The sequence below is a fragment of the Acinetobacter sp. AKBS16 genome (genome assembly GCF_002899995.1).
Lineage (GTDB): Bacteria > Pseudomonadota > Gammaproteobacteria > Pseudomonadales > Moraxellaceae > Acinetobacter > Acinetobacter baumannii.
Genome location: NZ_POYH01000089.1, coordinates 85,161 through 107,860 on the forward strand (window position 1 = coordinate 85,161; position 22,700 = coordinate 107,860).

The following is a 22,700-nucleotide window of genomic DNA, read 5'->3' on the forward strand; positions in this document are numbered from 1 at the left end:
TCAAGAACAATGGATTCGTTTACCAATGGCAGAAAACTCAAGAAGTTTAAACTTATCTAATGCAACTGCCGTAATTGTATATGAAGCATGGCGTCAGCAAGGCTTTAAAAAATTAGGTTAATTTCTTAAGTACTGAATAAAAATAAGGCCCTTAGTGGCCTTATTTTTATTCAAGCTTGTTCTAGTATTTTTTCGTCATAGATGATTTGGGCTGCTAAAACTTGCTCAATATTAGTTTCAGCCCACTCTTTTAACTGATACGCCATAGCAGCTACATTTTGCCCAAGTGGCGTGAGGGAATAATCGACACGAATAGGGGAGGTATCCTGAATTTTTCGTTCGATAAAACCGTCTCTCTCTAACATTTTTAACTTCTGAGACAAGACTTTAGGTGAAATCCCTTCAATATTTTTTTTAAGTAAGTTGAAGTGCTGAGTTTCATGCTCAAGAATATTTAAGATGAGTAAAACCCATTTGTCTGCAATTTTTTCAAAAAACAGTCGAGCAGGGCAATGTTGTTGAAAAATATTATATTTTAGACATTCATTCATCTAATTTACCCTCTCTTTTCTAAAAAATAGGATAGTTACCAAATGGTAACTAATTGACACCTAGTATCTAAAATATATCATTAAATGGAATTTAATAAAACATAGGTTTTCTTCCATGTCTAATTCTAATATTGCGGTTGTATATTTCTCGGGTTATGGCCACACTAAAGTAGTGGCTGAAACTTTTGCTAATGAAATTAATGCTCAACTTATCCAGATTAATCAGGAAGGTAATATCACTGACCAAGATTGGGAAACATTGAATAATGCAAAAGGCATTGTGTTTGGTGCGCCGACTTATATGGGTACAGCACCATGGCAATTTAAAAAATTTGCTGATGCAACTTCAAAGGTTTGGTTCACACGTGGTTGGCAAGATAAAGTTTTTGCAGGCTTTACGAATAGTGCAAGTTTAAATGGGGATAAACAAGTTACGCTTATCCAACTGCAAACTTTAGCATCACAGCATGGTGGTATTTGGGTGAGTCTGGGCTTATTGCCAGCGAATACCAAAGATGCAACACGTGAAGATGTAAATAATTTAGGCGGTTCGGTAGGGCTTTTAGTTCAATCGCCTTCGGATGCAAGTGTAGATGAAGTCCCAACAGGGGATTTGGAAACAGCTAAAGTTTATGCAAAACGTGTACAAGCCATTGTAAATAAAATATATGGTTAATGAGTCCATAAAAAAAGGCGCTTTTAAGCGCCTTTTTTATTATTCATGCTCATTATGTTGAGGAGCATTATATTTAAAGCCTTTGGTTTTATAGGCAAGATAACCTACCCCAAACACTGCCCAAGCTAAGCCAATTTGCAAAGCAAGCTTGTCAATTTCTAACCACATTAAGAACACACTAGCAAAGCCAAGCGTTGGTACAATAATGTAATTAATAATATCTTTGATAGATTTGTTTTTACCATCTCTCAGCGCGTAGCGCGAAATCACCGAGAAGTTTACAAAACTAAAAGCAGTTAAGGCCCCGAAACTAATTAAGTTAACAATATGCTCAAGGTCTAAAAAGCCAGCAGATAATGCAACCACACCAACAATAAGAATGTTGTAAGTCGGAGTATGCAATCTTGGGCTAATATGACCAAACAGCTTTTTATTGATAACCCCATCACGGCCCATTACATACATTAAGCGAGATACACCAGCATGTGCTGAAATACCGGATGCCATTACTGCAACTACAGCAAAATATAAAACTAATGTTTTAAATGCAATGCTGCCAATTGCTGCAACCATAACAGGTTGTGATTCATCTAACGGTTTAAAATAGATGTTTGGGTTGCTAGGGAAATACAACTGGATAAAGTAAGTGCTTACAATAAAAATAATACCTGCAAGTAATGCTGTTGAGAAAATCGCTTTTGGAAGCGTTTTTTCAGCATCTTTAGTTTCTTCTGCAAGTGAAGATAAAGCATCAAAACCTGTAAAAGAAAAGCACAGTACTGTTGCACCACCAATCAAAGCACTAATAGAAGTCATATCATTCCAAAAAGGAGTTAATGACCATAATTCGGCTTTATCGGGATTAAGCGTACCATCAGCATATACGCCTTGGGTAAGGAGAATATATACTTGATAAACAAAGTAAAAAATAACACCAAGTTGAATAACTACAATTGTACTGTTAAAACGTGCGACAAAGCGTGCGCCAAATAAGTTAATCACAGTCATTAATGCAGTTAAGCCAATAACCCATAGCCAATTATTTACTTCTGGAAACAAAGCTCTTAAATAAATATCGGCCAAAATGATATTGACGAGTGGTGAAAGTAGATAGTCTAGCCAAGATGACCAACCCACCATAAAACCAACATTAGGGTGAATTGACTTTTGGGCGTAGGTATATGCTGATCCTGAAGAAGGATAGCGTTTGATCATGTGTCCATAACTGATCGACGTCAATAAAATTGCAACTAAGGCAAAGATATAAGAAGTAGGTACATGTCCACCACTTCGTTCTGATACTAAACCAAAAGTATCAAATAAAGTTAATGGCTGAATATAAGCTAAACCAATAATAATGATGTGCCAAAGCACAAGATTCTTTTGAAGTTTAGCTGTTGGTTTAGTCCCAGATAAGTTTGTCAACGGCGTTATCCTCATAATCGTTGATCAAGGATCAGCTTGGTGTTAAGGATCGTTTGAGACGAACGATCCCCCCTACATAAAAGATAAAGTGCGCCAATCTATCCTAAATTGATGCAAATTGTCAGTACTTTCGTGGATTTTTTAGCAAATTTTTTGCCATATTTCCAAAGAAAATGATGAATAAAAATTCATAGATATAAAAAAGGTCTGATTTGTCATAAAAATCAGACCTTTAGCTTTTTGCTTTAGATATCTAAATCTTAAATTACCAGGCTTTTTGTAAGATCTCTCTTAGATCTTTTAAGCTTGCTTCTTTAGGATTATAAATAATTGAGCCATCATTTAGTGCTTTCTCTGCCACTTCATCAAGCTGTGCTTCAGTAACTTTACCTGTTTCACGTAAGGTACGTGGTAATTTGGTTAAGCTAAATAAACGATCACGCATTGCTAAAATAGTTGCGATTGCTCTGTCTGCACGCTGAGTAGCAGGAGTCTGGGCATAAATATCGGCACCTGCAAGTGGTAATAGCAACTCGCCAATTTTCTGACCATTGACTTGTTTATTGTACTCAAGCACATAAGGTAAGAATAAGTTCATGCACAGCCCGTGGGGCAGGTGAGCAACTGCACCTAATGCATGTCCTAATGAGTGTACAAGGCCTACCATCGAGTTAGAGAATGCGATACCTGCCATTGTAGAAGCTTGGGCGAGTTCTAAACGACCTTGTGAGTCATTTGGATTTTCTAAGACATTAAATAGATTTTCGCTAATCTTTTTAATACCCGCACTTGCATAAGCATCGCTGAGTGGGTTGGCTGCCATACAGGTGTATGCTTCAACACAATGTGTTAATGCATCCATGCCCGTCATTGCAGTTAAGTGAGGTGGTAAAGTTAATGTCATGCGTGGATCTAAAATCGCAGCATGTGGCATTAAGTAATATGAAGCAAATGCCAATTTAACATTCTTTTGTGTATCAGACACAACAGCAACCATAGTCACTTCAGATCCCGTACCTGATGTAGTCGGGATGACGAAAAATGGTTTTAATGGTTTTGGTAGGTTGTGTGCACCAGAATATTGAAGAAGATCATCTCCACCTTCTGATACTAAAATGTTAGTTGCTTTAGAGGTATCGATAACAGAACCACCGCCCACAGCAATAATCGCATCACATTTATTTGTGCGATAAGCTTCCGCGGCAAGTCGAACAACTTCAAGACTTGAGTCTGGTGGAACATCATCAAAAACATGACCAATGACTGCATCAGTTGTGCTAAAAGCAGCTTCAATAGGGTTTAACAAGCCATTTGCACGAACACCTTTATCGGTAATGATAAGAGGGCGTTTTGCACCTAAAGTCGCAAGTTCAAACGGAATATGTTCTAAAGCAGCATTACCGGCAATGACTTTTACAGGACAAAAGAATTCGTAATATGGTTTAGCCATGTTATGCGCTCCGCTTGAAGTAAGACTTAGCTACTTTTAAATAAATATTTGCAGCTTGGTTGAATTTTTCTTTTAGGGTAAGTTCAGTTGGGTATTCTTTAACAGCGAGTGAAGCCACCAATTTCGGTAAAATGAGAGACTCCATTTTATTGAGGCAGCGGACTAAACGAATTGCTGCGGATACATCACCATCAGCAATCATGCGGTCATTTGCAAAGGCTTGAGCAGTACTTTCCTGAAAAGAGAAAACCAAAAAGGCATGAGTTACATGCTTAAACGTAATGGTTAAATCAGGCTTTTTTTCCGCTCTTTTCAGCAGTTCTAATTGTTTATCTTCTGTCACTCGTGCAAAAAATGCTGGTCCATTTGGGAAGACATTCATTGAAAGTACAAAGTGAACAGGAAATTTAGACACTTCCTCTTGTATTTCACTATCTACTTGACTCGCCATGACTAAGCCTCGACCAACAACGTCCATCATGAGCTTAACGTAGGCAAGTTGCAGAGTGGGCTTTACAGCTTTTGTCGAAATCACTTGCTATCCCTTCTTAAAATTATGCAAAAGCAAATTTAGAGTAATTACTCTAATATATTTTTATTCCATCTCAAAATCATTTATTCAATTTTGACTTCTGGGTCATTAAAGTACTCAGTAGCTTTAATATACTCAATAAAGTCCTGACAAAGTTGTTCAAATGATGGATATGGAGTCACTAAATCTTGTATGCGGACCATTTCTAGCCCTGCATAACCACAAGGGTTGATGGTTTGAAAACCAGTTAGAGCACAGTCCAAGTTTAGGGCTAAACCGTGATAACTACGTCCACGGCGAATTTTGAAGCCTAATGAACCAATCTTTCTGCCATCCACATAAACGCCTGGTGCATCAGGTTTTGCATATGCTTCAATGTTATATTTCTTTAAAACATCTATCATAAATTGTTCAGCAAAACTGACCAATGTGCGTACATTCCATTTCAGTCGATTAAGGTCAAACATAAAGTAAGCGACGAGTTGACCAGGGCCATGCCATGTCACTTGTCCACCACGGTCAGTTTGTACCACAGGAATGTTTGATGGAATCAGAATATGTTCTGGTTTTCCTGCCTGACCTTGAGTTAGTACTTCATGATGTTGGAGTAACCACAGCTCGTCTGCTGTATTTTCATCACGTTGATTGGTCAGGTTCTTCATCGATTCGAATTTGCTTTGATAATCTTGTAAATCGTTCCACTGACGAATAATCAAAGTGGGTTTATCAAGGCTCATTAAACATTTTCCTGTGCATAGTACTTAACAGAAGGGAAGTCTCTCAACTTTAAATTATGAGAGTATGCTTTTGATGAGTTTAAAGTATTTTGCCTAAACGGTTCTAAATATTTGTAATTATTTCTATAAAGATTGGTATAAATAAAAATGCCATGACATTAAATTTGTCATGGCATTTTAAAATTAAAGCGCAGTTCTTATTTGCGGACAAGCAGCCAAGTCTGCATACAAAGCATGCACTTGTTCCAATTCATCAAAGCGTAATTGCGCGGTTAATGAATGGTATTTGCCTGTACGTGATTCTTGTACTTTTAACGTTGTTTGGTCAAAGTCAGGAAAATGTTTCACTAGAATATCAACGACAGCTATACGTAATTCTTCACCCGCATCGCCAATGAGTTTAATTGGATAGTCCATTGGAAATACCCAAAGGTCTTCACGGAGTTCGCGAGATGGAGTGCGGTCTAACATAAGTAACCTCATCATGTGAAACGCCTGCATCATCGCAGGCGTTTATAGCTCTTTCTATTAAATGGGGACTAGTCTCGAAATTTCAAGATTTCAAAAATTAGTCATTCTCTAGGAAAGAACGCAAGTGTTCAGAACGAGAAGGGTGACGTAATTTACGCAATGCTTTCGCTTCAATCTGACGAATACGCTCACGTGTTACATCAAACTGCTTACCTACTTCTTCTAAAGTATGATCGGTTGGCATATCAATACCAAAACGCATCTTCAATACTTTTGCTTCACGTTCAGTTAAGTTTTCTAAAACTTCACGAGTTGCTTCTTTTAAGCCTTCTGAAGTCGCAGCATCAATTGGAGACGTGATGTTCTGGTCTTCAATGAAATCGCCAAGATGCGAATCTTCATCATCACCGATTGGAGTTTCCATTGAAATTGGCTCTTTCGCAATTTTAAGAACCTTACGAACTTTAACCTCATCCATTTCTAAGCGTTCGCCTAACTCTTCAGGAGTAGGTTCACGGCCCATTTCCTGTAATAATTGACGCGATACACGGTTAATTTTGTTAATCGTTTCAATCATGTGTACAGGAATACGAATTGTACGAGCCTGATCGGCAATAGAACGGGTAATTGCCTGACGAATCCACCAAGTCGCATAAGTCGAGAATTTATAACCACGACGGTATTCAAACTTGTCTACGGCTTTCATCAAACCAATGTTCCCTTCTTGAATCAAGTCAAGGAACTGTAAACCACGGTTGGTATATTTTTTCGCAATCGAAATTACCAAACGAAGGTTGGCCTCTACCATTTCTTTTTTTGCACGACGAGCTTTGGCTTCACCAATTGCCATACGTTTAGAAATATCTTTAATTTCACTAACGTTTAGGCCAAGCTCTTTTTCGATATCTGCAATTTTTTGCTGGAAGGCTAAAACATCAGGACGAACTTTTTCCAAGTGAGCCTTGATTTCAGCTGGAGCTTTAGCAATTTGTTCATCTAACCAAGCAGGATTAGATTCCTGTTTCGGGAAAGATGTACGGAACTGGTTACGGTCCATACGACCACGACGTACTGCATAACGCATAATTTCACGTTCATTGGCACGAATTTGTTCATGAGTGCCGCGAATCATTTCTGAAATGATGTCAAATAAACGTGGAGTAAATTTAAACATCATAAATACAGTTGCTAAAGACTCAAGAGCTTCATTTGCTTCAGGGCTATTACGGCCATGTTTTTCGATGACAGCTTTAGTTTGAGCCCATGCAGCTTCTAATTCAGCAAAACGAACTTTTGCAACTTCAGGGTCTGGACCTGAATCACCTTCAGAATCATCATCACCTTCAGACTCTTCTTCTTCATCGTCATCATCAAGCTTAACTTCTTTCGTTGACTTTGTAGATGATTCGTCTTCTTCCTCAAGCTCTTCAACGTCTTCTAAAACTTCAGGAATATCTTCATCAGTTTCAGGGTCTAAATAACCAGATAAGATATCGGCAAGACGGCGTTCGCCAGTTAAAAAATCATTATATTCTTTTAATACAACTTCAACAGCATTTGGCCAGTAAGCGATTGAGTTCAAGACATCACGAATGCCTTCTTCAATACGTTTAGCAATGCTGATTTCACCTTCACGGGTTAACAGTTCTACTGTACCCATTTCACGCATGTACATACGTACAGGGTCTGTCGTACGTCCAGGCTCATTTTCAACAGATGCAAGTACGGCAGCAGCTTCTTCTTCAGCAACTTCATCAGTTGCATCAGCTGATTCGCCGAACATGGTATCGTCAGATTCAGGTGCACGCTCGTGTACAGGAATACCAACGTCTTGAAGCATCTGGATGATGTCTTCAATCTGTTCGCTTTCAGTAATCGAGTCCGGCAGATGATCGTTAACCTCAGCGTAAGTTAAGTAACCTTGTTCTTTGCCTCGGCTAATCAGAGCCGCTACTTGAGAAGTAGGGGAATGCATATCGCTCATCTTTGCTTACTCTTTGTTGAATCTGTGGCAGTGAAAAACCGTGCATGATAGCACAATTTGCTTGAAATGTTTGGGCTTTGATCGGTGACCGTTAAATAAAAAATATCTTTGAATTCACGACTATTTTTTGAATATTGGGCTAAAATCATTTTTTTCAAGGTTAAATCATAGAAAAATTTGTAGAAATCTTCGCTTATCAAAAGATTGTTCTGTTTTATAAATACACAATTTTTTGGGTGAAAAAAAGTACAAATGAGCAATTAAATGAAAAAAATATAAATAAAACTTGACAAGGAAAAGTAAGACAGATAAATAGCGGCTAGACCCATTCACATTTTTTCATTATGAGGTAGTTTTAGTGTCTTCTACAGATTTTGAACTAGATGATAACTACGGCGATGATGATGATGTCGGTTTTGATGAGTCATCAGGCAAAATCAGTGCAAAAGAATCGTTGGAAAAACGTAGATTAATTGATGATCTATTGGCACAGCGCCGTTTAGAGCGTGAGTTAAAAGATTTCGATTATGATTTAGACGATGATGATCTTGATGACGAAGACTAATCAAAACTAAATAGGGCATCGTCAGCTTAAGTGCTATGCTATCGTCAATTTCTTTTTAAAGTCAGGTAACACACAATGAGTGCATTAGATTTAGACCAATTAAGTGAATATCTAGATGGAGACCACAATGAGTATGGTCTAGACTTTGCTGCAACTCATGGATTTTTGTGTGCAATTGCAGTAGGCCCTCAGTTTGACCGTTGGTTAGATGAATTGTTCGAAGGTAACCAGAAAAAGGTTCCGGCTGAAATTATTCAACAAATCAAGGTTTGGCTAGAGTCGATTCGTCAAGATTTAGCAAATGAAAATGGGATTGAATTTCCATTTGAAGTTGAAGAAGCTGACGTTGAATCAAGCCTAGGCGATTGGAGTGTAGGGTTTGTTGATGCAATGTTCTTAAACGAAGAGGCTTGGTTTGCCCCTGAGTATGAAGAACAATTGGTTGATTTGACTTTACCAATCATGGTTTTTAGCGGAATTGATGAAGAAGATCCACAGATGGAATCTTTCCGTCGCAATGGACAGTTAATGGATGAACTGGCAGAAGAAATCCCAGATAATTTGAATGAGTTATATTTGATGTACCATACTCCAAATTAATTTATTAGAAGAAATAATAAATAACGTCCTTTCTAGGGCGTTTTTTATTGTCAGAATTTATTTATATGAATTAAAAAAAGGCATCTAGAAAACTAAATGCCTTTTTTGAAACTCTATTAAATCTTATAGACGTTTACGTTTAGCGGCAGCAATTTGTGATTGGCGCATACGGAAGCCAGCTTTTTGTTTTTCAGTGGTTTTATCAATACAGTACAAGCAAGAAACACCATGTTCATAGCTTGGTAGCGCAGACTCTTCAGGAGTTAAAGGCCAGCCACAAGCATGACATTTAATATTTGCACCTTCTTCAACACCATGAGTTACAGCAGTACGTCCATCAAATACGAAACATTCGCCTTCCCAAAGGCTTTCATCAGGAGGAGTTTCTTCTAAATATTTAAGAATACCGCCTTTAAGGTGGTAAACCTCTTTAAAGCCTTCTTGAAGAAGTAAAGAAGTTGATTTTTCGCAGCGAATACCACCCGTACAGAACATCGCGATTTTCTTATCTTTATGTTGTTCTAACTCTTTTTTTACATATTCAGGAAATTCGCGGAAAGTTTCTGTTTTTGGGTCAATCGCCCCCTTGAAAGTTCCGGCTTTATATTCATAGTCATTACGTGTGTCGATTAGAATCACATCATCACGTGCAATAAGCTCATTCCATTCTTTAGGATCAAGATAGTGACCCACTAAATCACGAGGTTTTACTTCAACACCTAAAGTCACGATTTCTTTTTTAAGCTTGATTTTCATTTTACGGAAAGGTTTATCAGAACTATGGGATTCTTTATATTCCATAGCGTTAAAACCTTCGTTTAACAAAAATTGATGAATCGTATCAATTGCCTCACGGTCCCCCGCAACAGTACCATTAATTCCTTCACCTGCTACAATCAGAGTTCCGCAAAGGTTAATTGTTTTCACTAAGTCTAAAAGACGTTGTTGAAGATCAGCTGGATCTTGAACTTCTTTAAATTGATATAGTGCTGCAACAACCCAACCCGCGGTCGCTTGCTGTTCTACAGGTGCAAGCTGTTCTACAGTAGCGTTCATGGAAAACTCCAAATGTATTAAGATAGAAATTTAAGGCGCATATTTTAGCGCGAAAATTCGTAATAAGCGAGAAAACCATAAAAAGTATATGGTTTATTTAAGGAGTCTGTTTTGAGTAGTGATCATCGAATGCTCTCTCTCACCCCATGTGCAGGGCGTTGTTCAACAGTTTTTGGTGATCAGGTGTGTCGTGGTTGTCGCCGCTTTAACCATGAAGTAATTCAATGGAATACCTATACGGCAGAGCAGCGTTTAGCTGTCTGGAAGCGTTTAGATGATCAATTGGATCAGATTTTGGTACCTATGTTGCCGCAGGCAAATCTACAGCATGTAGAAGGATTTATATTAGGTAAACGTGTCAGGTTAATGGAAGGGGCGAGTAAAGGGCGTAAACTCTACCATGCCTTAAAAATATGTGAAAAGAATAAGCATTTAGCTCATGAGAGTGGTTTAGGGATTTCAGAAGCACAAGTTAAAGAAGTATGGACTGAGTTTGAAAGACGTATTTTAGCTTTGGCTAAAGCAAGTTATGAGTTGGCTTGGTTAAGAGCTGATGGTATTAGTCATCACTTATTAAATATGTTTGAAGAAGAATAACTTTTAAAAACTTATTTATAAAAAAAGCTGCCATTAGGCAGCTTTTTTACATTAATGTTCTTTCGAATATTAACGCTTGATGTCACGTTGCACTTCACCAGTGTAAAGCTGACGAGGACGACCAATTTTGTAAGGACCGCTGTGCATTTCTAACCAGTGACTGATCCAGCCAACTGTACGTGCAAGAGCGAAAATAACAGTAAACATTTCTGTTGGGATACCAATCGCTTTAAGGATGATACCAGAGTAGAAGTCTACGTTAGGGTAAAGTTTACGTTCAACAAAGTACGGGTCGTTCAATGCAATACGTTCAAGTTCCATAGCAAGCGCTAATTGAGGATCATTGATACCTAATGCTTCAAGAACTTCGTCACAAGTTTGCTTCATCACTTTAGCACGTGGGTCGAAGTTTTTGTAAACGCGGTGACCGAAGCCCATAAGTTTAACTTCTTTGCGTTTAACTTTTTCCATGAACTCAGCAACATTTTCAACGCTACCGATTTCATCAAGCATTTTAAGAACTGCTTCGTTCGCACCACCGTGTGCAGGACCCCAAAGAGCAGAGATACCAGCAGAGATACATGCATATGGATTCGCACCAGTAGAACCAGCAAGACGAACTGTAGAAGTAGACGCGTTTTGTTCGTGGTCAGCATGAAGCGTAAAGATACGATCCATTGCACGTGCAAGAACAGGGTTTACTTTGTAGTCACGGTCTGCAGGAGTTGCAAACATCATGTGTAAGAAGTTTTCCGCGTAATTTAAGTCATTACGTGGATAAATGAATGGCTGACCTACAGTATATTTGTAGCTCCAAGCAGCAAGCGTTGGAATTTTAGCAATCAAACGAATCGCAGTAATTTCGCGGTGGTTGATGTCTTCAATGTCAAGGTTGTTGTGATAGAAAGCAGATAATGCGCCTACTACACCAACCATGATTGCCATAGGGTGAGCATCACGACGGAAACCATTGAAGAAACGGCTAACTTGATCATGAACCATAGTATGAGCACGAACTTTCGCATCGAACTCAACTTTTTGTTCAGCAGTTGGTAACTCGCCATTTAATAATAAATAACAAGTTTCAAGGTAGTCTGCTTGAGTCGCTAACTGGTCAATCGGGTAACCGCGGTGTAATAAAATACCTTTGTCACCATCGATAAATGTGATTTTAGACTCGCATGAAGCTGTCGCCATAAAACCAGGATCAAAAGTAAAGTGACCTGAGGCCAATACATCTTTAACGTCGATTACATCGGGACCTAATGTGCCACTGTAAATTGGTAATTCAATTTCTTTGCCATCAAGATGTAATACGGCTTTTTTGCCAGTTGCTTCAGACATTCAATAGATCTCCTGTCCTGGTGAATGATTATCTGACTCGAAATCCTAATTTTCTCATGTGCGAATCAGACGGTGTCAAAATTTGCTATAAGATTAGTGAGTACTGAAATTTTGTCAATTATACTTATGGATAAAAAATGACGTTCCCACAGAGAGTTAGTCATCAAGACCCGAGCAAAAAAAGTCAGTAAAATCACTGCATCGGGATGGTATCATAAGTCAATTCAAGAAGAACGTGCAGAAAAAAAATGAAGCGTGAGTACAATTGTAAGCAAATTTTTAAATAAAAATTAAGAATAGGGTAACGTTATAAAATGCCAATCCGTTTAAAAAAATCATAAAACTCAGGCTGTAATTTTAAATTGTGATTCAAAAATCGCCACATTATCACTATTTGATAATTCCAAAAGTTGTCTTTTTTTTAAGTTTAATTGTTTAAAAAATAGCTCATTGAACAGTCTAGAAAAAATTAAAACTCATTTTTTGTAAAAATAGTGATCATTGTTAACAGTCAAGTAGCACTTTATTTCTTTTGATATAAACACGGATAAACCCTCTTTATAGATAAAACTGAATAAAATTAGCAGGTAAGAAGCAGTTTTATTTATATTTTTGTCTTGAGTTGATGATTTATTAACTTTATCTTTAGTCTAAAATGCACTTATTTTAAATAAAACTGTAGAAAAGCAATTTTTTATAAAAGATGAGATTAAACAAGCACATGTTTTGTTTATTCTTAACTTCGGGATAGGAAAGGATGCTGTTTGGCTATGTGAATGATTCTTATTTGATGAGTTTTTGCGGAAAAGCCAAAGTCGATTGTTTGTATTTTGATATTTCGCGTTTTATAATTCAGTGTCGTTTATAGGTTAGGCATGAGCTGTGCTTGCCTAACAATGCCAGCTTTCCTTGGAATTAATTCAACAAACTCCGGTCGGAGTTTCTACCTACAGGATGCCCGCTGTGAAAAGCAACAGACCTGTCAATTTGTCCATGGGTCAGGTGTTAGCGGTAAATTTACGCTCACCCGTGGCTATTGCATCAATTTTACACCGTTTATCAGGTGTCATCGTTTTCTTATTAGTACCAGTTCTCTTATGGATTCTAGATAAATCATTATCTTCACCAGAAGGATTTGACTACGTTAAAAATGTCGTTTTTGGAAATATCCTCGTACGTTTTGTTGTGTGGGTATTTGTAGCCGGCTTGATTTTCCACTTCATTGCTGGGGTTAAGCATTTGCTTGCAGATCTAGGTTTTGCTGAAGAACTGCAAAGCGGTCGTATTGCAGCGACAATTTCATTGATCTTATCTGTGGTAGCCATTATCGCAGCCTTTGTATGGATTATGTTCTAATGAAAAGTGCTACAGGTTTAACAGGTTCAGGTTCTCGTGATTGGTTTATCCAGCGTGTAAGTGCTGTGGTATTGGCAGCTTATACTGTTGTTCTTTTTGGTTGGATCCTCTGCAAAGGCGGATTTGACTATCAACAATGGGCTGGCTTCATGATGACATTACCAATGAAGATTTTCTCTTTGTTGGCAATTTTGTCGCTTATCGCACACGCATGGATTGGTATGTGGCAGGTTTTTACTGACTATGTCACTACTCGTCAAATGGGTCCTTCAGCGAAAGGTTTACGCCTTGTACTGACTACGGCTGTCATTATTGCAGTGTTTGTGTACGCAATCTGGGGTATCCAGATTTTCTGGGCGAATTGATAGGAAGATATCATGGGCGCGATAAACCCTAAAGAAGATTATTCAAATATTCAAAACCTCACTTTCGATGCTGTTATCGTTGGTGGTGGTGGTTCTGGTATGCGTGCATCTTACCAACTTGCTCAAGCAGGTTTGAAAGTTGCAGTACTTACTAAAGTTTTCCCAACACGTTCACATACAGTTGCTGCTCAGGGCGGTATTGGTGCGTCGTTAGGTAACATGCAAGAAGATAACTGGCATTTCCACTTTTACGATACAGTAAAAGGTTCTGACTGGTTAGGTGACCAAGACGCAATCGAATTTATGTGTCGTGAGGCGCCAAAAGTTGTTTATGAACTTGAACACTTAGGTATGCCGTTTGACCGTAACGCTGATGGTACAATTTACCAACGTCCGTTCGGTGGTCACTCTGCAAACTATGGTGATAAACCAGTTCCACGTGCTTGTGCAGCTGCCGACCGTACTGGTCACGCTTTATTGCACACGCTTTATCAAAGCAACGTGAAAATGGGTACTCAATTCTTCGTTGAGTGGATCGCTCTTGATTTGATCCGTAACGAAGCGGGTGATGTACTCGGTGTAACTGCAATTGACCAAGAAACTGGTAACATTGCAGTATTCCAAGCAAAAGCAACATTATTTGCAACTGGTGGTGCTGGTCGTGTTTACCGTGCATCAACAAATGCTTATATCAACACTGGTGACGGTCTTGGTATGGCTGCTCGTGCTGGTATTCCATTACAAGATATGGAATTCTGGCAATTCCACCCTACAGGTGTTGCGGGCGCAGGCGTATTGTTGACTGAAGGTTGTCGTGGTGAAGGTGCGATCCTTCGTAACAAAGACGGCGAACCATTCATGGAACGTTATGCACCAACTTTAAAAGACTTGGCTCCGCGTGACTTCGTATCACGTTCTATGGACCAAGAAATTAAAGAAGGTCGTGGTTGTGGTCCAAAAGGTGATTATATCTTGCTTGATATGACTCACTTGGGTGCTGACACAATTATGAAGCGTTTACCATCTGTATTTGAGATTGGTAAAAAATTCGCAAACGTTGACATCACTAAAGAACCAATTCCAGTAGTACCAACGATCCATTATCAAATGGGTGGTATTCCTACAAATATGCATGGTCAAGTGTGCTTACCAGAGCCTGGTACAGACAACTACACTAAACCTGTAAAAGGTTTCTATGCAATCGGTGAGTGTTCATGCGTATCAGTACATGGTGCGAACCGTTTAGGTACTAACTCACTTCTTGACTTGGTTGTATTTGGTAAGGCTGCTGGTGAGCACATTATCGATTACGTAACTAAGCATCATGGTGATGAATATGCACCGCTTCCAACAAATGTATTAGAGCAAACTTTAGCTCGTGTACGTAAATTGGATGAATCAACTTCTGGCGAAAATGCTCAAGAAGTTGCTGATGCAATTCGTGATATCGTTCAAGATCACGCAGGTGTATTCCGTACTCAAGCATTGCTTGATAAGGGTGTTAAAGAGATTCTTGCTCTTGAACCACGCGTGCGTAACATCCACTTGAAAGATAAATCTAAAGTATTTAACACTGCACGTGTTGAAGCGCTTGAAGTTGAAAACTTATATGAAGTTGCAAAAGCTACATTAATTTCAGCTGCTGCGCGTAAAGAATGTCGTGGTGCGCATACGGTAGTTGATTATGAATTACCAGCTGATCACCCAACTTATTCATACGGTCGCCGTGATGATGAGTGGATGAAACATACTTTATGGTATTCATCAGATAACCGTTTGGAATATAAGCCAGTGCGCTTCAAGCCGTTAACTGTTGATCCAATTCCACCAGCACCACGTACATTCTAATCGGGAGTATAAAGATGAGTAGAGGTACTCGTACATTCGAAATCTACCGCTATGATCCTGATAAGGATAAAGCGCCGTACATGCAAACTTTCAAGCTTGAATTGACTGATAAGCACCGTATGTTGCTTGATGCATTGCTTGCTTTGAAGGTTCAAGACGAAACGTTAACATTCCGTCGTTCTTGCCGTGAAGGTATTTGTGGTTCTGATGGTGTGAATATCAATGGTAAAAATGGTTTGGCTTGCTTGCAAAACCTTAACGATTTACCAGAGAAAATCGTAATTCGTCCATTACCTGGTTTGCCGGTTGTTAAAGATTTGGTTGTTGATATGAACCAATTCTATGATCAGTATGACAAAATTCAGCCATTCTTGATCAATAACCAACCTGCTCCACCTAAAGAGCGTTTGCAATCTCCTGAAGAGCGTGAACACTTAAATGGTTTGTATGAGTGTATTCTTTGTGCATGTTGTTCAACTTCATGCCCATCATTCTGGTGGAACCCTGATAAATTCTTGGGTCCTTCAGCGTTGTTGAATGCATATCGTTTTATTATCGACTCTCGTGATACTGCAACTGCAGAACGTTTGGCTCGTCTTGACGATCCATTCAGTTTGTTCCGTTGTAAAGGTATTATGAACTGTGTGTCAGTATGTCCTAAAGGTTTGAATCCAACAAAAGCAATCGGTCATATCCGTAATATGTTGTTAGATCAAGCGGGTTAATTCTGCGCAAATAGAGAACGCACATCCTTGATGTGCGTTTTTTTTTAATTTTATAATACGTGTCTTATACTTTAGTCGGTAAAAGAGGGGTTTTTATATAAAGCACCATATATTAATAGATAAAATTGGATATGTATTTCGCCAATTTATAGATGGTATGTGTCAAAAAAATCAATCGTTCGTTAAGAACATGATACGATTTGCCACAAAGTTATAGGTGAAAAAAGCGTATACTAGTGAAATTAAATTAAGTGGCACGATCTTAGATCTGTGCTTAATTTTTATGGTTAAAGTCATTTTAGAAAAGTTAATTTTAAAGTTAATTTTTCTAAAAAGATTTGCAAAAAATTGCTCGGTTTTTTATCGAGTATAAGGTGAGTGATGATGCCATTGAGGGCGTTGTGATTCATTAATTACCTATGGAGTTTTCTCTCTAGGTAGTATGACGCCCCATGGTCTTGAAGACCTGTTGGGTAAGTAGTGTCATTTTTACCAATTTGACATTATGCATCATGGGTATGCTTAAAAGGCAGCCTGTAATATTTTTTGCAATAGGAAATGGGTCCACAAATGCAAGAAGTTGCTGACGCATTGCGTCTTGACACTGAACTTTCCGCTGATAGTGCAGCGTATATTGAAGAACTTTACGAGCAGTACCTGACTTCCCCAACCTCCGTCGCTGAGGACTGGCGCCAATATTTCGATAAATATCCAAAGGGTGACCAACCACACAGCGCTGTGCGTGAGCAATTCCTATTACTAGGACGTAATGCTAATCGTGTTCAACCTGTTGTACAAAGTACTGTAAGTACTGAACATGAGCGTCGTCAAATTGGCGTTTTACAACTCATTGCTGCTTATCGCAATCGCGGACATCAAAAAGCTAAGTTAGATCCGTTAGGTCTTGCTAAGCGTGAAGATATTCCTGATTTAGATCTTTCAGCACACGGTTTAACCAAATCAGATTTAGACACAGTATTCAACACAGGCAATCTTGAGATCGGTAAAAGCGAAGCAACGCTTGCTGAGATGATTGAAGCAATGGAAGCAATCTATTGTGGTTCGATCGGTGTTGAATATATGCATATCGTGGACACAAAAGAGAAACGTTGGATTCAACAACGTCTTGAAAGTGCCCGTGGTAAATTCAATTTCTCAAATGAACAAAAGAAAGGCTTCTTAGAGCGCTTAACTGCTGCTGAAGGCTTAGAAAAATATCTCGGTAATAAATACGTCGGCGCTAAACGTTTTGGTGTTGAAGGCGGTGAATCTTTTATTCCTATGGTAAATGAGATTATCCAGCGTGCTGGTGCCGTAGGTTGTAAAGAAGTTGTTATCGGTATGCCACACCGTGGTCGTTTGAACCTTCTTGTTAATATTATGGGTAAAAACCCTGCGGACTTATTTGGTGAGTTCGAAGGTAAAGCACTTCATAAGAAAGGTTCTGGTGACGTTAAATACCACCAAGGTTTCTCAAGTAATGTAATGACTCCAGGTGGTGAAGTTCACTTGGCATTGGCATTTAACCCATCTCACTTGGAAATCGTTGGCCCTGTAGTTGAAGGTTCTGTACGTGCGCGTCAAGTACGTCGTAGAGACATCGGCGGTGATGACGTATTACCAGTTATTGTTCATGGTGATGCTGCATTTGCAGGTCAGGGCGTGAACATGGAAACCTTCCAGATGTCACAAACTCGTGGCTATACTGTGGGCGGTACAGTTCATATTATTGTGAACAACCAAGTTGGTTTCACAACTTCTGATCCACGTGATGCGCGTTCGACAGAATACTGTACAGACGTTGCTAAAATGATTCAGGCTCCTATCTTCCATGTAAATGGTGATGATCCTGAAGCTGTTATCTTTGCTACTCAATTAGCACATGATTTCCGTCACGAATTCCGTAAAGATGTAGTCATCGATTTGTTCTGTTACCGTCGTCGCGGCCATAACGAAGCAGATGAGCCATCTGGTACACAACCATTGATGTATCAAGTGATTGCGAAGAAAGCAACTACTCGTACACTTTATGCTGATCAATTGGTACAAGAGAAAGTACTTGACCGTGCTGAAGCTGACCAAATGGTTGAAGATTATCGTGCTGATTTAGAAGCGGGTAATCATGTAGCGAATGCTTTGATTCTTGAACCGAACACTAAAATGTTTGTAGATTGGACTCCATATTTGGGCCATGAATATACAGACGATTGGGATACTTCATTTGACATAAACCGCCTTAAAGAATTAGGCGAGGGCATGAGCAAGCTTCCTGAAGGGTTTGTAATGCAGCGTCAGGTTCAAAAAGTAATTGAAGACCGCGTGAAAATGCAAACTGGTGAAACTCCATTGAACTGGGGTGCAGCAGAAACTTTAGCTTATGCGACTTTATTAGATGAAGACTATCTAGTTCGTATTACTGGTGAAGACGTGGGTCGTGGTACCTTCTCACACCGTCATGCAAAATTGCATAACCAAGTTGATGGTTCAACTTACATTCCTCTTTGCCATGTGAAAGAGAACCAACCACGTTTTGCGATTTACGACTCTCTTTTATCTGAAGAAGCAGTTCTTGCGTTCGAATATGGTTACGCAACTACAATTCCTAAGAGCTTGATTATTTGGGAAGCACAATTTGGTGACTTCGTAAACTGTGCTCAAGTTGTGATTGACCAGTTTATTGCTTCTGGTGAGACTAAGTGGGAGCGTGTTTGTGGTTTAACAATGTTGTTACCACACGGTTTCGAAGGTCAAGGTCCAGAGCACTCTTCAGCTCGTTTAGAACGTTTCTTACAGTTATGTGCTGAAGACAACATGCAAGTGATCACTCCAACGACACCTGCACAGATTTTCCATGCATTACGTCGTCAGGCTGTACGCCCAATTCGTAAGCCATTAATCGTAATGTCACCGAAATCTTTACTTCGTCATAAACTTGCGACTTCTACTTTAGAAGAGCTAGCACATGGTTCATTCCAAACTGTAATTGACGAAATCGATCAAATTAACAAGTCAGATGTAACTCGTCTTGTACTTTGTGGCGGTAAAGTTTATTACGACTTACTCGAAAAACGTCGTGAACAAAACTTAACTAATGTTGCAATTGTACGTATTGAACAGTTGTATCCATACCCAGAGCAACGTCTTGCGGAAATCTTGGCTGCTTATCCAAATGTGAAAGAACTCGTTTGGGCGCAAGAAGAGCCGAAGAACCAAGGGGCTTGGTTGTTTATCGCACCGCGTTTATATGACGATATCTTAAAATCTGGCAAACAAATCCGTATCAGTTTTGCAGGTCGTGAAGCTTCTGCTGCACCAGCTTGTGGCTCACCGTACTTGCATGCAAAACAACAAGCTCAGCTAATTAATGATGCATTGGCAATCGAAGCTGAACAATCAGGAGATTCTCAATAATGGCAACCGAAATTAAAGCACCGGTATTCCCAGAGTCTGTTGCAGATGGAACCATCGCAACTTGGCATAAAAAGGTGGGTGAACCTGTATCACGTGATGAAGTAATCTGTGATATTGAAACCGACAAAGTTGTTTTAGAAGTTGTTGCTCCTGCAGATGGTAGCTTGGTTGCAATCATTAAAGGTGAAGGCGATACAGTTCTTTCTGACGAAGTTATTGCTCAATTCGAAGCTGGTGCTGGCGCAGCGGCTGCTGCTCCTGCGGCAGTAGAACAAGCAGTTGCTCAGACTCAAGCTGGTGCTGCTCCTGTTGTTGAGCGTAATGAAACTGTATCTGATCAAGCTCCTGCGGTACGTAAAGCGTTAACTGAATCTGGTATTGCTGCTTCTGACGTACAAGGTACTGGTCGTGGTGGTCGTATTACTAAAGAAGATGTTGCAAACCATCAAGCTAAACCAGCTGCTAACGTTACTCCATTAAGCGTTGCTGTTGGCGAGCGTATCGAAAAACGCGTTCCAATGACTCGTTTACGTAAACGTGTAGCTGAGCGTCTTCTTGCAGCTACTCAAGAAACAGCTATGTTAACTACATTTAACGAAGTTAACATGAAGCCAATCATGGAATTACGTAAGCAATATAAAGATGCTTTCGAAAAACGTCATGGTGCTCGTTTAGGCTTCATGTCATTCTTCGTTAAAGCAGCAACTGAAGCGCTAAAACGCTACCCAGCTGTAAATGCTTCAATTGATGGCGATGATATCGTTTATCACGGTTACTATGACATCGGTGTTGCAGTATCTTCTGATCGTGGTCTTGTTGTACCAGTATTACGTGATACTGACCGTATGAGCTATGCAGAAGTTGAAGCAGGTATTGCTGCTTACGCTGCTAAAGCACGTGATGGTAAATTATCTATCGAAGAAATGACTGGCGGTACTTTCACGATCACTAACGGTGGTACTTTCGGTTCATTACTTTCAACTCCAATTTTGAACCAGCCGCAAACTGGTATCTTGGGTATGCATAAAATCCAAGAACGTCCTATGGCGGTAAATGGTCAAGTTGAAATCTTGCCAATGATGTACTTAGCGCTTTCTTATGACCACCGTATGATCGATGGTAAAGAAGCTGTAGGTTTCTTGGTAGCAATCAAAGAATTGTTAGAAGAACCAGCTAAACTCATTCTTGATCTTTAATTTCTTCGAATAAATACCTACCAGGGTAGAGTAATCCTCTATCCTGGTTTATGGAGATAAAAATGTCTCAACAATTTGATCTTGTTGTCATTGGCGGTGGTCCTGGTGGTTATGAAGCTGCGATTCGCGCTGCTCAACTAGGCTTCAAAGTCGCTTGTATTGAAAAACGTATTCATAACGGTAAGCCTTCTTTAGGTGGTACTTGCTTAAACGTAGGTTGTATCCCTTCTAAAGCTTTGCTTGATTCTTCTCATCGTTATGAAGATACAGTGCATCATTTAGCTGATCACGGTATTACAACTGGTGAAGTGAATTTCGATCTTGCAAAACTTCTTGCTCGTAAAGACAAAATTGTTGACCAATTAACTGGCGGTATTGATCAATTGCTTAAAGGCAACGGTATCGAGTGGTTAAAAGGTACAGGTAAATTACTTGCTGGTAAAAAAGTTGAGTTTGTTCCACATGAAGGTGAAACTCAAATTTTAGAACCTAAATACGTAATTCTTGCGTCTGGTTCTGTGCCTGTAAATATTCCTGTAGCTCCTGTAGATCAAGATATTATTGTTGATTCAACTGGCGCATTAAACTTCCCTGAAGTACCTAAGCGTTTAGGTGTAATTGGTGCAGGTGTAATCGGTTTAGAACTTGGTTCAGTATGGCGTCGTCTTGGTGCAGAAGTTGTTGTATTTGAAGCAATGGATGCATTCTTGCCAATGGCTGATAAAGCACTTTCTAAGGAATATCAAAAAATCTTGACTAAACAAGGTTTAGATATCCGCATTGGTGCAAAAGTATCTGGTACTGAAGTAAACGGTCGTGAAGTGACTGTTAAATATACTCAAGCTGGTGAAGACAAAGAACAAACGTTTGATAAGTTAATCGTTTGTGTTGGCCGTAAAGCTTATGCGGAAGGTTTATTGGCTGAAGATTCAGGTATTAAATTAACTGAGCGTGGTTTAGTTGAAGTAAATGATCACTGTGCAACTTCTGTAGAAGGTGTATATGCGATTGGTGACTTAGTACGCGGTCCAATGCTTGCTCATAAAGCAATGGAAGAGGGCGTAATGGCTGTTGAACGTATTCATGGTCATGCAGCTCAAGTAAACTATGACACAATCATTTCTGTTATCTATACACACCCTGAAGCGGCGTGGGTTGGTTTAACTGAAGAGCAAGCTAAAGAAAAAGGTCATGAAGTAAAAACTGGTCAATTCGGTTTTGCTGTAAATGGTCGTGCTTTAGCTGCTGGTGAAGGTGCAGGTTTTGTTAAGTTTGTTGCTGATGCAAAAACTGACCGTTTATTAGGTATGCATGTGATTGGGCCTGCGGCATCTGATATCGTTCACCAAGGTATGATCGCACTTGAATTTGTATCTTCTGTTGAAGATCTTCAGTTGATGACTTTTGGTCACCCAACATTCTCTGAAGTTGTTCATGAAGCTGCACTTGCTGTAGATGGTCGTGCAATTCACGCGATTCAACGTAAGCGTAAATAAAATAAAGAGCGGTCCTCCGCTCTTTTTCACATTCGATGGTGTGATTAAAAAATCATCAAGTTGATAGACGTAGACAGCAATTTGCTTATACAACATGAGAATGTTGCGCAAATTGAAGACAACAAACAAAGTTAAGTAGGTAACTAAATGAACTTACATGAGTATCAAGCTAAAGCGTTATTGAAAGAATATGGTATGCCGGTACAAGAAGGTATCTTGGCAACCAATGCAGACGAAGCAGTTGCTGCATTTGAACAGCTTGGTGGTAAATTCGCTGTAATGAAGGCGCAAGTTCATGCTGGTGGTCGTGGTAAG

The 22,700-nt window shown here is 39.3% G+C and carries 21 protein-coding genes and 2 pseudogenes; 14 read left to right on the top strand and 9 right to left on the bottom strand.

The features are described 5' to 3' along the window. Nucleotides 1-121, top strand: a pseudogene (locus tag C1642_RS19720) (tRNA (uridine(34)/cytosine(34)/5-carboxymethylaminomethyluridine(34)-2'-O)-methyltransferase TrmL); the annotation flags it as partial. 49 nt (nucleotides 122-170) lie between these two features. On the opposite strand, the gene C1642_RS16105 reads toward C1642_RS19720, so the two are convergent. Then, nucleotides 171-551 carry a winged helix-turn-helix transcriptional regulator gene (locus C1642_RS16105; protein WP_001001259.1) on the bottom strand — a complete coding sequence of 127 codons (381 nt, stop codon included), beginning with the start codon at nucleotides 549-551 and terminating at the stop codon, nucleotides 171-173. 115 nt (nucleotides 552-666) lie between these two features. On the opposite strand from C1642_RS16105, the gene C1642_RS16110 reads away from it, so the two are divergent. Beyond that, a complete protein-coding gene (locus C1642_RS16110) occupies nucleotides 667-1,227 on the top strand; it encodes a flavodoxin family protein (protein WP_000071881.1) in 561 nt (186 codons plus the stop codon). A gap of 39 nt (nucleotides 1,228-1,266) precedes the next feature. Here the strand turns inward: C1642_RS16110 and C1642_RS16115 are convergent, their stop codons facing one another. From C1642_RS16115 to rpoD, 6 genes are all read right to left on the bottom strand, one after another. Beyond that, nucleotides 1,267-2,652, bottom strand: a complete 1,386-nt coding sequence (locus tag C1642_RS16115; RefSeq protein ID WP_000183443.1) for an APC family permease — start codon at nucleotides 2,650-2,652, stop codon at nucleotides 1,267-1,269. Nucleotides 2,653-2,917: 265 nt separating this feature from the next. Next, entirely contained in the window at nucleotides 2,918-4,102 is a 1,185-nt protein-coding gene (locus tag C1642_RS16120) for an iron-containing alcohol dehydrogenase (RefSeq protein WP_001118410.1), read from the bottom strand. A gap of 1 nt (nucleotide 4,103) precedes the next feature. Then, complete coding sequence (locus C1642_RS16125; RefSeq protein ID WP_000626048.1) at nucleotides 4,104-4,637, bottom strand: hypothetical protein; 534 nt, start codon at nucleotides 4,635-4,637, stop codon at nucleotides 4,104-4,106. Nucleotides 4,638-4,717: 80 nt separating this feature from the next. Next, nucleotides 4,718-5,371: a lipoyl(octanoyl) transferase LipB gene (gene lipB / locus C1642_RS16130; RefSeq protein WP_000050857.1), complete on the bottom strand. Its 654-nt coding sequence runs from the start codon at nucleotides 5,369-5,371 to the stop codon at nucleotides 4,718-4,720. Between the two features lie 183 nt (nucleotides 5,372-5,554). After that, nucleotides 5,555-5,842: a YbeD family protein gene (locus C1642_RS16135; RefSeq protein ID WP_000887099.1), complete on the bottom strand. Its 288-nt coding sequence runs from the start codon at nucleotides 5,840-5,842 to the stop codon at nucleotides 5,555-5,557. 97 nt (nucleotides 5,843-5,939) lie between these two features. Further along, on the bottom strand, nucleotides 5,940-7,826 hold the full coding sequence (gene rpoD / locus C1642_RS16140) for an RNA polymerase sigma factor RpoD (protein ID WP_001281941.1): 1,887 nt from the start codon (nucleotides 7,824-7,826) through the stop codon (nucleotides 5,940-5,942). Between the two features lie 358 nt (nucleotides 7,827-8,184). On the opposite strand from rpoD, the gene C1642_RS16145 reads away from it, so the two are divergent. Both C1642_RS16145 and C1642_RS16150 read left to right on the top strand, forming a co-directional pair. After that, a complete protein-coding gene (locus tag C1642_RS16145) occupies nucleotides 8,185-8,391 on the top strand; it encodes a PA3496 family putative envelope integrity protein (protein ID WP_000099358.1) in 207 nt (68 codons plus the stop codon). Nucleotides 8,392-8,466: 75 nt separating this feature from the next. After that, on the top strand, nucleotides 8,467-8,991 hold the full coding sequence (locus tag C1642_RS16150) for a YecA family protein (protein ID WP_001274941.1): 525 nt from the start codon (nucleotides 8,467-8,469) through the stop codon (nucleotides 8,989-8,991). A 123-nt stretch (nucleotides 8,992-9,114) separates the two neighbouring features. On the opposite strand, the gene C1642_RS16155 is transcribed toward C1642_RS16150, so the two are convergent. Continuing rightward, a complete protein-coding gene (locus C1642_RS16155) occupies nucleotides 9,115-10,047 on the bottom strand; it encodes a rhodanese-related sulfurtransferase (protein ID WP_000994655.1) in 933 nt (310 codons plus the stop codon). Between the two features lie 111 nt (nucleotides 10,048-10,158). On the opposite strand from C1642_RS16155, the gene C1642_RS16160 reads away from it, so the two are divergent. Further along, nucleotides 10,159-10,644 carry a DUF1289 domain-containing protein gene (locus C1642_RS16160; protein ID WP_001981983.1) on the top strand — a complete coding sequence of 162 codons (486 nt, stop codon included), beginning with the start codon at nucleotides 10,159-10,161 and terminating at the stop codon, nucleotides 10,642-10,644. 69 nt (nucleotides 10,645-10,713) lie between these two features. Here the strand turns inward: C1642_RS16160 and gltA are convergent, their stop codons facing one another. Continuing rightward, on the bottom strand, nucleotides 10,714-11,988 hold the full coding sequence (gltA, locus tag C1642_RS16165; RefSeq protein ID WP_001287579.1) for a citrate synthase: 1,275 nt from the start codon (nucleotides 11,986-11,988) through the stop codon (nucleotides 10,714-10,716). 954 nt (nucleotides 11,989-12,942) lie between these two features. On the opposite strand from gltA, the gene sdhC reads away from it, so the two are divergent. The 9 genes and pseudogenes from sdhC to C1642_RS16215 form a co-directional block, all read left to right on the top strand. Further along, nucleotides 12,943-13,344, top strand: coding sequence for a succinate dehydrogenase, cytochrome b556 subunit (gene sdhC / locus C1642_RS16170; protein WP_001984863.1), 402 nt, complete (start codon nucleotides 12,943-12,945; stop codon nucleotides 13,342-13,344). Further along, nucleotides 13,344-13,709: a succinate dehydrogenase, hydrophobic membrane anchor protein gene (gene sdhD / locus C1642_RS16175; protein ID WP_000833672.1), complete on the top strand. Its 366-nt coding sequence runs from the start codon at nucleotides 13,344-13,346 to the stop codon at nucleotides 13,707-13,709. The genes sdhC and sdhD overlap by 1 nt, the downstream gene beginning before the upstream one ends. Nucleotides 13,710-13,721: 12 nt before the next feature. Continuing rightward, on the top strand, nucleotides 13,722-15,557 hold the full coding sequence (sdhA, locus tag C1642_RS16180; protein WP_000500957.1) for a succinate dehydrogenase flavoprotein subunit: 1,836 nt from the start codon (nucleotides 13,722-13,724) through the stop codon (nucleotides 15,555-15,557). 14 nt (nucleotides 15,558-15,571) lie between these two features. After that, on the top strand, nucleotides 15,572-16,282 hold the full coding sequence (locus C1642_RS16185) for a succinate dehydrogenase iron-sulfur subunit (RefSeq protein ID WP_000086385.1): 711 nt from the start codon (nucleotides 15,572-15,574) through the stop codon (nucleotides 16,280-16,282). A 283-nt stretch (nucleotides 16,283-16,565) separates the two neighbouring features. Then, nucleotides 16,566-16,695 (top strand): annotated as a pseudogene (locus tag C1642_RS16190) (hypothetical protein). Nucleotides 16,696-16,852: 157 nt separating this feature from the next. Then, on the top strand, nucleotides 16,853-19,693 hold the full coding sequence (locus C1642_RS16200) for a 2-oxoglutarate dehydrogenase E1 component (protein ID WP_001984866.1): 2,841 nt from the start codon (nucleotides 16,853-16,855) through the stop codon (nucleotides 19,691-19,693). Next, nucleotides 19,693-20,889: a 2-oxoglutarate dehydrogenase complex dihydrolipoyllysine-residue succinyltransferase gene (gene odhB, locus C1642_RS16205; RefSeq protein WP_000179879.1), complete on the top strand. Its 1,197-nt coding sequence runs from the start codon at nucleotides 19,693-19,695 to the stop codon at nucleotides 20,887-20,889. Before C1642_RS16200 ends, odhB begins: the two co-directional genes overlap by 1 nt. A 62-nt stretch (nucleotides 20,890-20,951) precedes the next feature. After that, a complete protein-coding gene (gene lpdA, locus C1642_RS16210) occupies nucleotides 20,952-22,385 on the top strand; it encodes a dihydrolipoyl dehydrogenase (RefSeq protein WP_000082610.1) in 1,434 nt (477 codons plus the stop codon). A gap of 147 nt (nucleotides 22,386-22,532) precedes the next feature. Then, nucleotides 22,533-22,700: ATP-grasp domain-containing protein (locus tag C1642_RS16215; protein WP_171304714.1), on the top strand; the 168-nt coding region annotated here is incomplete at its 3' end.